This is a genomic window from Streptomyces rhizoryzae (assembly GCF_023155275.1).
In the GTDB taxonomy this organism is placed as follows: Bacteria; Actinomycetota; Actinomycetes; order Streptomycetales; family Streptomycetaceae; genus Streptomyces; species Streptomyces rhizoryzae.
On record NZ_JALMUV010000038.1, the window covers coordinates 74,427 to 86,007 of the forward strand.

The 11,581-nt window shown below is 75.6% G+C and carries 9 protein-coding genes; 7 read left to right on the forward strand and 2 right to left on the reverse strand.

Annotation, left to right across the window (positions count from 1 at the left end; genetic code table 11):
• Positions 1-88: 88 nt before the first annotated feature.
• The 6 genes from rox to MUU72_RS26205 all read left to right on the forward strand — a co-directional run bounded on the left by rox (position 89) and on the right by MUU72_RS26205 (position 8,820).
• Positions 89-1,525, forward strand: a complete 1,437-nt coding sequence (rox, locus tag MUU72_RS26180; protein WP_248015873.1) for a rifampin monooxygenase — start codon at positions 89-91, stop codon at positions 1,523-1,525.
• Between the two features lie 208 nt (positions 1,526-1,733).
• A complete protein-coding gene (locus MUU72_RS26185; protein WP_248015860.1) occupies positions 1,734-2,564 on the forward strand; it encodes a protein kinase family protein in 831 nt (276 codons plus the stop codon).
• Between the two features lie 3 nt (positions 2,565-2,567).
• Positions 2,568-4,751 carry a serine/threonine-protein kinase gene (locus tag MUU72_RS26190; RefSeq protein ID WP_248015861.1) on the forward strand — a complete coding sequence of 728 codons (2,184 nt, stop codon included), beginning with the start codon at positions 2,568-2,570 and terminating at the stop codon, positions 4,749-4,751.
• 69 nt (positions 4,752-4,820) lie between these two features.
• A complete protein-coding gene (locus MUU72_RS26195; protein ID WP_248015862.1) occupies positions 4,821-6,911 on the forward strand; it encodes a serine/threonine-protein kinase in 2,091 nt (696 codons plus the stop codon).
• Between the two features lie 304 nt (positions 6,912-7,215).
• The gene (locus tag MUU72_RS26200; RefSeq protein ID WP_248015863.1) at positions 7,216-7,419 is read left to right on the forward strand and encodes a hypothetical protein; all 204 of its coding nucleotides are present in this window, start codon (positions 7,216-7,218) and stop codon (positions 7,417-7,419) included.
• A gap of 216 nt (positions 7,420-7,635) precedes the next feature.
• Entirely contained in the window at positions 7,636-8,820 is a 1,185-nt protein-coding gene (locus MUU72_RS26205; RefSeq protein ID WP_248015864.1) for a winged helix DNA-binding domain-containing protein, read from the forward strand.
• A 197-nt stretch (positions 8,821-9,017) separates the two neighbouring features.
• Here MUU72_RS26205 and MUU72_RS26210 read toward each other — a convergent pair whose 3' ends face one another.
• Together MUU72_RS26210 and MUU72_RS26215 are read right to left on the reverse strand one after the other, a co-directional pair.
• Complete coding sequence (locus MUU72_RS26210) at positions 9,018-9,734, reverse strand: hypothetical protein (RefSeq protein ID WP_248015865.1); 717 nt, start codon at positions 9,732-9,734, stop codon at positions 9,018-9,020.
• A 172-nt stretch (positions 9,735-9,906) separates the two neighbouring features.
• On the reverse strand, positions 9,907-10,632 hold the full coding sequence (locus MUU72_RS26215) for a TSUP family transporter (RefSeq protein ID WP_248015866.1): 726 nt from the start codon (positions 10,630-10,632) through the stop codon (positions 9,907-9,909).
• Between the two features lie 67 nt (positions 10,633-10,699).
• On the opposite strand from MUU72_RS26215, the gene MUU72_RS26220 reads away from it, so the two are divergent.
• Positions 10,700-11,530 (forward strand): methyltransferase domain-containing protein, encoded by an 831-nt coding sequence (locus MUU72_RS26220; protein WP_248015867.1) that lies wholly within the window; start codon positions 10,700-10,702, stop codon positions 11,528-11,530.
• Positions 11,531-11,581: the final 51 nt, after the last annotated feature.

Sequence of the window (11,581 nt, forward strand, 5' to 3'; positions counted from 1 at the left end):
CCCTCCCCCCTTCTCCCCTTCTCTTCACCCCTCTCCTGGAACGGACTTGGTGATGACTGACATGACTGACGTGGTTGACGTGGCTGACGTGATTGACGTGATCGTGGTCGGCGGCGGGCCGACCGGTTTGATGCTGGCCTGCGAGCTGCGGCTGCACGAGGTGCGGGTGGTCGTGCTGGAGAGGCTGGCCGCACCGACCGAGCAGTCGCGCGGCCAGGGGCTGCACGCCCGCAGCGTCGAGCTGATGGACCAGCGCGGGCTGCTCGACCGGTTCCTCGCGGTCAGCGAGAAGTACCGGGTCGGCGGCCTCTTCGGGGGCATCATGAAGCCGTGGCCGGACGGGTTGGACACCGCCCACCCGTTCGGCGTGGCCGCCCCGCAGCCGCTCACCGAGCGGCTGCTCAACGAGCGAGCCCTCGAACTCGGTACCGACATCCGGCGCGGCTGCGAGGTGGCCGGGGTGAGCCAGGACGAGGACGGGGTGACCGTCGAGCTGACGGACGGATCGCGGCTGCGGGCGCGCTACCTCGTCGGCTGCGACGGCGGCCGCAGCACGGTGCGCAGGCAGCTGGGGGTCGGTTTCCCCGGCGAACCCGCGCAGGTCGAGACGCTGCTGGGCGACATGGCGGCGACCGAGGACCCGGCGACGATCGCCGCCGTCGTCGAGGAGGTCCGCAAGACGCAGCTCCGGTTCGGCGCCATGCCGCTCGGCGAGGGGAGGTACCGCCTCGTCGTCCCCGCCGACGGCGTGGCCGAGGACCGCGCGACAGCGCCGACCCTCGACGAGTTCCGGCAGCAGCTACGGGCCGTCGCGGGCACCGACTTCGGGGTGCACGCGCCGCGCTGGCTGTCCCGGTTCGGGGACGCCACCCGGCAGGCCGAGCGGTATCGCGTCGGCCGGGTGCTGCTGGCCGGCGACGCGGCGCACATCCACCCGCCCACCGGCGGACAGGGCCTCAACCTCGGTCTCCAGGACGCCTTCAACCTCGGTTGGAAGCTGGCCGCCGAGGTGCACGGCTGGGCACCCGCGGGCCTGCTGGACAGCTACCACACCGAACGCCATCCGGTGGCCGCCGCCGTGCTGGAGAACACCCGCGCGCAGATCACGCTGCTGGGGACCGATCCCGGTGCGACCGCGCTGCGCGGGCTGTTGTCGAAACTGATGGACTTCGAGGAGGTGAACCGGTACATCACCGGGATGATCACCGCCGTCGACGTCCGCTACGACGTCGGCGAGGGCCACGAACTCCTCGGCCGGCGACTGCGGGACGTGCGGCTGGCGCAGGGCCGGCTGTACGCGCTGATGCACGGCGGCCGAGGGCTGCTGCTCGACCGGACCGGGCGGCTCTCGATCGCCGGCTGGGCGGACCGGGTCGACCACATCGTCGACGAGGTCGAGGCCGGTGAAGCGCTGGACGTCCCGGCGGTCCTGCTGCGCCCGGACGGGCACGTGGTGTGGGCCGGTGAGGAGCAGGAGGAACTGCTCGGCTGCATGGCGCGGTGGTTCGGCGCGCCCCGTGACTGACCGGGCGGCGGGCCGTCGCGCGGGGTGCGGCGAGCGGGCCCCGGCGGCCGCGTCGGGGCAGCGGGGGCCGTCGCCGACCGGAGGGGGAGGCCCCGCCTCCGGGTCGCCCGCGGACCGTATATAGGCTCACGCCCGTAACGAGCCTGACGGGGGAGAAGACCGAGTGGAACGGCTGCGGCAGGACGATCCTGCGCGGATCGGGGATTTGGTGACGTTGGCGCGTCTGGACGCCGACGGCAGCCGGGGCGTACCGGAACGCCGCTATCTGGCCCGCAGCGCTGACGGTGCGCACACCGTGCTGGCCTGCCTGCCGCCGCCCGGCGGTGACCCGGCGCGGTGGGCGGCCGAGGCGCAGCAGGCGGCGCGGCTGACCCAGCCCGGGTTCTGGCCGGTCGGCGGGCTCGGCGGGACCCCGGCGTTCCCGTGGTGGGCCGCTCCCTACCGGCCCGTGCTGCCGCTGCCGGCCGTGCTGGCCGCGCACGGCGGGCCGCTGCCGGAGCCGGTGGTCCGGATGCTCGGCGGCACCCTCGCCGAAGCCCTGGCCTCCGCCCACGTCCTGGGCATCGTGCACGGCGGGGTCTGTCCGGCGGGCGTGCTGCTGACCGTCCGCGGGCCGCTGCTGAGCTGCTTCGGGGCGACCCGCGCGAACCCGGTGGTGGGAGCCTCCGCCACGGGCGAATCGGTGCTGGAGACCGGGTGCCTGGCGCCCGAACTGGCGGCGGGCGGAGCAGCCGTGGACCGGGCCGGCGACGTCTACGCCCTGGGCGCGGTCCTGGCGTACGCGGCGACCGGGCACACGGTGCCCGAGCGGCAGGAGATCCCCGCCGGCCTGCGGGACGTCATCACGGCCTGCCGCTCGCGCGATCCGCAGGGGCGGCCCGAACCGGCAAGGGTGCTGGCGGAGTTGGTGCCGGGCGCGGCGTACGGCGCGCTGACCGGTGCCGCCGAGCCGGTGTCGCTGCCCGGCCGGGTCGTCGAGGCGTTGTCCCGTCAGTCGGCGGAGGTCCTCGCCGCCGCACTCCCCACCCAAGGGAGCTGAGCCATGATCTCCCCGCTGCTGCACGACGACCCGCACACCGTCGGGCCGTTCCGGATCCTCGCCCGCCTCGGTGGCGGCGGGATGGGCACCGTGTACCTGGGCCGTTCGGCGGCCGGGCGCACAGTCGCGGTGAAGACGCTGCACACCCGGCTCGCCGGCGACACCACGCTGCGGACCCGCTTCCGTTTGGAGACGGACGCGGCGCGGGTGATGGGCGCCGTTCACGGGGCGGCCGTGGTCGACGCCGATCCGCAGGCGCCGACCCCGTGGCTGGCGACCGAGTACGTGCTCGGGCCGCCGCTGGACACCGCCGTCGAGGCGGGCGGGCCGCTGCCGGAGCCGGCCGTGCGGGCGCTCGGCGCGGCGCTCGCCGCCGGGCTGGAACAGCTGCACCGCTCGGAGGTGGTGCACCGCGATCTGAAACCGTCCAACATCCTGGTGACGGCGCAGGGCCCGCGGATCATCGACTTCGGGATCGCCCGTGCCTTCGGCGACGAGCACCTGACCAACGTCGGGAGCGCCGTCGGCACCCCGGCGTTCATGTCGCCGGAGCAGGCGGCGGGGCTGGAACACGCGGCGGCCGGCGATGTGTTCGCGCTGGCCGGGGTGCTGATCTTCGCCGCCACCGGCACCGGCCCGTTCGGCGGCGGGGCGCCCACGGACCTGCTGTACCGCGTCCGGTTCGGTGAGCCGGACCTCGGCCGGGTCCCCGAGTCGCTGCGTGAGCTGCTCGCCCGCTGCCTGGCGAAGGATCCCGCGCACCGCCCGTCCACCGGGGAGCTGCACGGTGCGCTCGGCGGTGCCGCGGCCGCCCCGGGCGACCGCGGTGGTTTCGCGGTACTGCTGCCCGACGCGGTGCTGCGGGAGATCGCGCGGCGCAGCGACGAGGTGTGGCGGGAGCCGCCGCCGCGGTTGGCGCCGCCGGTGCCCACCGAGGCGCCGCGGGCCGACGCCGCCCCGGCGGCGGGGGTGTCCCGGCGGCGGCTGCTGGCGGTGGCCGGCGGTGCGCTGCTGGGCGGCGGCGTCCTCGGCGGCGCGGGCTGGGCGCTGTTCTCCGGTCCCTCGGACAACGGGGGCGGCGGCACGAAGAAGGACGCCGTCGACCGGCCGAAGCCGCCGTCGGCGCTGTGGAGCGCCGGCCTGTGGTGCCCGGAGTCCGGCGGCGAGGTGATGCCGGTGGGCCGCAACCTGGCCATGCGCGCCGGGATCGTGCTGTGCGGGATCAACGCCGAGTCGGGCCAGTCCACGTGGCAGGCGAACATCGCCGATGTCTGGCGTTCGGCCACCGACGGGACCAGGCTGTACGCCCTGCGGGACTACCAGGAGGACGCGGCGGCGCTGGCGGTGTGCGAGGTGTCGCAGACCGACGGCCAGCTGGGCAAGCCGCTGGCGGAGCTCGCCGCGTTCACCGGCAAGGAGCAGTACAACCAGCTGCTGTGCGTGGCCGGCGGCACCGCGTACCTGGTGGCCCGGGCCGCGTCGGGGGGCCGCTGGTACCTGGTCGCGGCCGACCTGGGCACGGGCAAGGAGCGCTGGCGCAGCCCGGTGGACGCACCGCAGTCCAAGGGCTTCCCGGCGGCGCTGTACGGCGGTGTGGTGGGGTCCCGGGTGGTGCTGTGCGCGTACCCGGCGTCCGATACGAAGTTCCTCCGCCTCTCGGCGTACGACAAGGGCAGCGGCAAGCAGGCGTGGGCGGTGTCCGAGACGTTCGCGGGCGCCCCGCCGACCCGTCTGGTCGCCGACGAGCACAACCTCTACCTGGCTGCGGACACCCTCACCGCGCGCCGGCTCTCCGACGGCGGCCTGGAGTGGCTGTTCGGGAACGGGCGCGACGGCGAGGGCAGCGGCGGTGACCAGCGGCGGTACGGTGCGCCGACCCTCCAGGACGGTGTCGTGTACTCCGTCCGGGAGGACCAGGGGCTGCTCGCCGTCGACGCCCTCTCCGGGACGCTGAACTGGCAGGAGCAGGGGCTCTCGGGCAGGAAGAGCAAGCGGGACGTGGCGCCGGCGGTCGGCAAGCGGTACGCGTACTGCGTCGACGACAAGGGCGTGCGCGCCGTCGACCTCAAGTCCCGCAAGGCCGTCTGGACGTACGCCAGCGAGCCCGTGGTGCTGACCGCCGACGCCCAGGGCGGCCGGCTGTACGTCCGCCAGGAGAAGCGGACCCTCGCCCTCCCGCTCGCCTGACGCCGTCCCCGGCACCCCTCCCCCACCCCACCCGCTCCATCCGTTCCGATCCAGGAGACGAGACCGCCCGTGAAACCCCTCGGCCAGGGAGATCCGCTGCGCCTGGGCCCCTACCGCCTGCACGGCGTCCTCGGCGAGGGCGGTATGGGCAAGGTGTACTTCGGCGCGGACGCCGCCGGGTGCCCCGCCGCGGTGAAGGTGCTGCTGCCGGAACTCGCCCACGACGCGCACCTGGCCGACCGCTTCCTCCGCGAGGCGCGCACCGCGCGGGCGGTGACCAGCGAGGGCGTGGCGCGCGTCCTGGCCGCCGAGTTGGAGGGCGGCAGGCCGTGGATCGCCACGGAGTTCCTGGCCGGTCCGACGCTGGACGACGCCGTGGCGCGCTTCGGGCCGCTCGATGACGCCGCGGTGCGGGAGTTGGCGCGGTCGCTGGCCCGCACGCTCCAGGACGTCCATGCCACGGGCCTGGTCCACCGGGACGTGAAGCCGCCCAACGTGGTCCTCACCTCGCGGGGCCCTCGGCTGATCGACTTCGGCATCGCCCGCCCCGAGCACGGCCTGACCCTGACCCGTACCGGGCAGATCCCGGTCACCCCGGGCTACGGCGCGCCGGAGCAGGTCCTGGGGCAGCGGGTCGGCCCGGCGGCCGACGTCTTCTCGCTCGGCGCCGTCCTGGCCTTCGCCGCGGCCGGCCGCCCGCCCTACACCGGTGCCGAGATCACCGCGGTCCTGTACGAGGTCGTGCACGGCGAGCCGGATCTCGCGGCCGTCCCCGAGGCCCTGCGGTACCTCGTCACGCCCTGCTTCGCCAAGGATCCGGCGGCCCGCCCGCTGCCCGCTCAGGTCGCCGAGGCCGCGGCGGCGCCCCGGCAGCCGGAACGGCTGTGGAGGTCCGGCGCGCTGGGTGACGAGATCCGCCAACGCGAGGTGGCGGCCCGCCGCCTGACGGAGCGTTCGGTGGCCGCCTCCCCCACCCTCGGGGCCGGGCCGGCCGGCGGCGGCCCCCGCTTCACCCGGCGGCGGCTGCTGGCCGCGGCCGGCGGTGGGGCGCTGCTGGCCGCGGCGGGCGGCGGTACCGCCTGGTGGCTGTCCCGGGGTGAGGCGCCGGCCGACCCGTTCGACCTCCCGCCGCCGGCCGCGGTGCGGGCCGCCCCGCTCGGCTCCGCGGTCGGCTCCCCGAGCCCGCTGTGGGGGCCGCTCCAGGACGTGGCCGACGCCGGGTCGCCGGCGCCGCTGCCGGTCCGCGACGTGGTGGTGTTCGCGGCGGCCGGGGGCGGCATCGCGGCGCGCCAGGTCACCGACGGCCGGGAACGCTGGCGGGCCCGCGAGGCGAAGGCCGCCGCCGGCTACCTCTCGATCGGCGACCGGCTGGTGGCCGCCGCCGACGCCAAGGGCACGCTGCGCACCTGGGTGGCGGCCACCGGCTCGCCGCGCTGGACCGCGGACGCCCAGGCGGCCGCCCTGCTGGCCGCCGACGCGAGCGCCGTCTACCTGGTGACCACCGACGGGCGGCTGCGCTGCGTCGGCACCGACGGCACGGTGCGCTGGACCCGGCAGCCACCGCTGGCGCTGTCCGGCGGCCGCCCCGCCGCGGCCCTCGGCGCGGGCCACCTGGTGCTGTGCACGGCGCAGGGCGACGTGGCCGCGGTCCGCGCCCGGGACGGGGCGCGCGCCTGGGTCCGCAAGGGCCAGGCCGACGGGGCGTTGCGCCCCGCCATCGACCGCGAAACCGTCTACCTCGGCGGCCGCACCCTCGCCGCGGTGCGGATCACCGACGGCCACCAGCTCTGGTCCCGCAACCCCGCGCGCCCGCCCAGGCGGGGCGGCACGGACGGGTGGGGTCCGCCCGCGGTGGCCGACGAGGTGGTCTACGCGCTGGACTGCGCGGCCCTGCAATCGCTGCACTCCGACGGCAGCCAGGCCGCCTACCCGGTGATGATCGCCGGTGTCGTCCCGCCCTGGCAGCCCCCGGCCGTCCAGGGACACGGCGTCTGGATCGTGGAGAGCGAGGAGACCGGCGTGAGCGGCCTGCCCCGTTCCGGTCAGGGCGACCCCCAGACCTACGCCCTCACCACCGCCCCGTCCCGCACCCTCGCCGCCGCCGCCAACCGCCTCTTCGTCCTCAACGGGACGACGCTGGTGGCCTTGCCGGTGTATTAGCCATGCCGCCTGTGGCGCCCGGTACAGCCCGGTACAGCCCTGTGAAGGACACCGGCTGCCCGTGAAGGACGCAGGCTGCCGGTGAAGGACACAGCCTGTCCTAGTGGGCTCCTACCGTGGGGACCGTCCGTCAGAACGCAACGGAAGGTGCCCCGTGAAGATCGCCGTGCTCGGTACCGGTGGCGGTGCCCGCGCGCACGCCGCCGGGCCGATGCCCCGGCCGGCAGGACCCTCGCCGACCACGCCGTCCCCTTCGTCCCCGAACCCGCCGGTCGAACACCCGTGGCCGACGCCGTGGGGCGTCATGCCGGAGCTCGACCCGTGCCACACCGACGCCAAGCAGCGGGTCACCGACCCGCTGAGGTCCTACGGCTGGACCCTCGTCCGCAACCTCGGCCCCCTGGTCTGCGCCCGCGGTAGGGAGAGGTACGCGCACCTGCACTCCGCCATCGGCTTCGGCCTCGGCCGGCACTTCGGCGGCCACTTCGGCATCGAAGTCGAGCGCTAGGCACCGGCACCCACACCGGCACCGGCACCGGCACCGGCACCGGCACCACAGTCCAACACCCACCCCGGCCCCGGACACCGACGGCCCTCCTGTTTCCCGCCCTGCCCCGCCCAGGCGCGCCCGTGAGCGCGCCCGTGAGCACGTCCGTCCCGTTCTCCCCACCCGCCACCCCGACCCCGACCCCGACCCCGCCCCCGACCCCGACCCCGGAGCGTCATGTCCGTTCTCCCCCGCCTCACCGCCGCCCAGCGCCGCGCCCGTCTCGTGCGCCGCCATCTGCTCGCGCCCTCGCTGCGCAAGACGCGGGTCGAGGAGGTGGCCCACGCCCTCGTCGGCCTGCACGCCACCGATCCGGCCACCGTGTTCCTCGCGGCGGCCGCCCGTATGCGCACCGCCACCCGGGACGCCATCGACCGCGCCCTGTACGACACCGCCGGCGGCGCTCCCGGACTGGAACGCATCCGCTGCATGCGCCGCACCATGTTCGTCGTCCCCCGCCCCCTGGCTCCGGCCGTCCTCGCCGCGACCGTCCGGGACACCCACCGCCACCGGGCCGACGCCCTGACCCTCCTGCGCGAGAACCTGGACTGGGACGAGCGGCGCTACACGGCCGCCGAGGCGGCCGTCCTGGCGGCCCTCGCCACCCGCGGTGAGGCCACCGCCGCCCAACTCGCCGACGACATAGCCGACTTGCGCCAGCAGATCATCCTCTCCCCCGGCAAACCGTACGAGTCCCGGCAGCGTGTCAGCGCAACGGTCCTGGCCGTGCTCGCCGCCGAAGGCCGCATCCGGCGCGCCCGGCCCGCGGGCTCCTGGACGTCCGGGCAGTTCCGCTGGGCCCTGGCCCGCCCCCTGCCCCAGGTCCCCGCCGCCGAGGCGAAAGCCGCGCTGGCCCGCCACTACCTCGCCGCGTTCGGGCCGGCCACCGTCGACGACCTGAAGTGGTGGACCGGCTGGAACCTCACCGACACCCGCCAGGCCGTCGCCGCCACCGGCGCCCAGCCGGTCGCACTCGACGAAGGCACCGGCTACCTCCTGCCCGACGACCTCGACCAGGCGCCGGACCGGTCCGAGCCCGAGCCCGCGGCGGCCCTGCTGCCCGGTCTCGACCCGACCGCCATGGGCTGGCGGCACCGCGACTGGTACCTCGATCCGGAGCACACCGCGTCCCTCTTCGACGGCAACGGCAACATCGGCCCCACGGTGTGGTGGAACGGCCGCATCGTCGGTGCCTGGGCGCACCACCGCGACGGCCGGATCAACCACCACCTCCTCACCGACCCCGGCCAGGAGGCCCGCACCGCCATCAGCGCGGAGATCGCCCGCCTGTCCGCCTTCCTCGACGGCACCCGCGTCACCCCCTGCTACCGCACCCCGCTCGAACGCCGACTCGCGACCTGACCGGGGCGTAGCCGACTGACCGCCCGTCGGCTCGGCCGACCGACCGGCGGGGTGGCCGGCTGACCGGCCGCCTGCCCGGCCGGCTGCCCGGCCGGTTGCCCGGCTGACCGGCTGACCGGCCCAGCGGTTGCCTGGCCGGCCGCCGGGCCGCCGTTCCACCGACTGCCGCTCGGGGCGAGGGCCGAGGCGTCGTCGTTTCACCGGCCCGCGCCGCCGGGGGGAGCCGGTGCGGGGGTCCGGCCGCCGCGGCGCCACAGCAGCAGGCTGACCGCGATGAACCAGATGAAGCCCAGGTAGCGGCCGACCGGGATGAACACCGTGGCCGGTTCCAGCAGCAGTGACAGCAGCGACAGGCCGCTCGCCGCGGCCAGGAACAGTCCGGCCCAGCCGACCCAGACCGGCAGCGCCCGGCTGGCCAGCACCGTCCGCGACACCGGCCACATGGCGAGGCCCAGGGTGCCGATCGCGGGCGCGGCCCCGGTGATGAAGGAGAGGTCCATCACGGCGCGCGCGGTGGAAAGACCGGCCGTGGGGATCAGCACGGACAGGATCCACCCGGCGCTCGCGGAGAGCACCAGCAGCGTCCCGGACGCGGTACCCATCGCGCGGACCACGCCCGCCTGTGCGGTGGTGCCGTAGCGGCGCACGAAGTCCGTGAGCCAGGGGACGAAGGCCAGCAGCGCCAGCGCCGACAGCATCTGGAAGAGCGCCGATATCTGAAGCGAGCGGTGCAACGCGGACGGGTCGGCGAGGAGGTACTGCCGGGCGACGGTGTCGCTGGAGTAGGGCGTGGCGAGCGGGCCGGACGGTGCGGTGGCGCCGCTCGCGACGATGCTGGTCACGAACAACAGCGCGTACAGGACGCCGCCGAGCGCTCCCGGGGCCGGGCGGCGGGTCCGAGCGGAGGACGACAAGACAGGCAGCCTTCCGGTGGTGGGCACGGTGCCGGCTGGAGGCCCCAGACCCGGCACCGTCAGTCCACCGGACCGCCCTGCCCGGCGCGTCCGCCCGGCGAGGGCTCCTGACGTACTCCCGCGGGCGTAGCAGCAGATCCGTCGCCGCCCGAACGGCTGGGTACGAGCGGGTTCAGCCCCACAGGCCCTTGGCGACCGCCACCAGCCCACCGGCCAGGGCCAGCCACAGTACGAGCAGCCGGGACCACTTCTCCGGCACGCGCCGCGCGAGCGCGCCGCCGGCGACGGCCCCGGTCACCAGGCCGGTCAGGGCCGCCCCCCACGTCGGTGCGGCCAGCCGCGGCAGGCCGTTGGCGGCGACCGAGAACGCGTTCACCACCACCCCGTAGAACTGGGCGTTCGGCACGAACTCCGGCACGGACCAGTCCGCGTTCACCGCGTACAGCGAGACCGGTGGCCCGCCCACCCCCGCCGACGCGTTCATGAAGCCGCCCAAGGCACCCGCCGCCATCGCTCCCCGGGTCCCCCGCAGGGCCGGGACGCGGGCGCCGCGCATCACGAGCAGGACGGCCGCGGTCACCAGCGCGCCCAGGCCGACCAGCAGCACCGGTTCGGGAAGGCGGGCGGCCACCCACGTCCCCAGCGGGACGGTGCACGCCGAGGCGGCGACCAGCGGAACCATCGCCCCCGGCCGTATTCTGCGCCAGCCGCCGGCGAGCCCCACCAGACTGATCGCACCGGCCGCGCAGTTGGCCAGCACCACACCCGTACCGGGTCCCAGAAGGAGCACCAGCGCGGGCACCGCGACCAGCGCGAAGCCCATCCCTGTGAGCCACTGCACCGCCGCGCCCACCAGCACGATCGCGGCCAGCAGCAGCTCCCCTCCCCCACCGCTCACCCTGGTTGCTCCTCACCGGGTGCCCTCGACACCGCGCGCCAGGCACCGGCCCTGTTATTTTCGGGCGGTGACGGACTATACCGCCGCCGACGACAGCGGCAAGGGATACCTGCTCGACAATCGGCAGGCCGAGGCCGGGGAGCGGTTCGCGGCGTTGTCGCAGCTGTTCGACCCGGTGACGTTCCGGCGCCTGGGGGCGCTGGGGGTCGCGGCCGGCTGGCACTGCTGGGAGGTGGGGGCCGGCGGTCCGGGCGTGCCCGGGTGGCTGGCCGAGCGGGTCGGCGAGGAGGGCCGGGTGCTGGCCACGGATCTCGATACGTCGTGGATGCCGCGGACCGGGGCGCCGTACGAGGTGGTGCGGCACGACGTGGGCGCCGAGGAGCCGCCGGAGGGGCGGTTCGACCTGGTGCACGCACGGCTCGTGCTGGTCCATGTGCCGCAGCGCGAGGCCGCGTTGCGGAGCATGGTGCGGGCGTTGCGGCCCGGTGGATGGCTGCTGGTGGAGGATGCCGATCCGGCGCTCCAGCCGCTGGCCTGCCCCGATGAGTACGGCCCCGAGCAGGTACTGGCCAACCGGATCCGGCGCGGCTTCCGAGCACTGCTCGCGGAACGGGGCGCGCAACTCGACTTCGGGCGGACGCTGCCCCGGCTGCTGCGGACGGCGGGCCTGGCCGAGGTCGGGGCGGAGGCGTACTTCCCGATCACCTCTCCGGTGGGGAGCGCGCTGGAGGCCGCGACCGTACGGCAGATCCGGGACCGGTTGGTGGCGGCCGGGCTGGCGACCGCCGAGGAGATCGAGGAGCACCTGGCGAACATCGCCTCCGGCCGGCTCGACACCGCGACGGCGCCGCTGATCTCCGCCTGGGGACGCAAGCCGCCCGGTCCGGACCGCGACTGAGAGGACGTTCATGCTGTTGACGTGCGGGTTTGACCGTTTTATTGCCCGCCT

What these genes read in the sequence shown, in the direction of transcription:
- MUU72_RS26190 (WP_248015861.1), top strand. Translation starts at nt 2,568, where the DNA reads ATGATCTCCCCGCTGCTGCACGACGACCCGCACACCGTCGGGCCGTTC.
- MUU72_RS26200 (WP_248015863.1), top strand. Translation starts at nt 7,216, where the DNA reads ATGCCGGAGCTCGACCCGTGCCACACCGACGCCAAGCAGCGGGTCACC.
- MUU72_RS26205 (WP_248015864.1), top strand. Translation starts at nt 7,636, where the DNA reads ATGTCCGTTCTCCCCCGCCTCACCGCCGCCCAGCGCCGCGCCCGTCTC.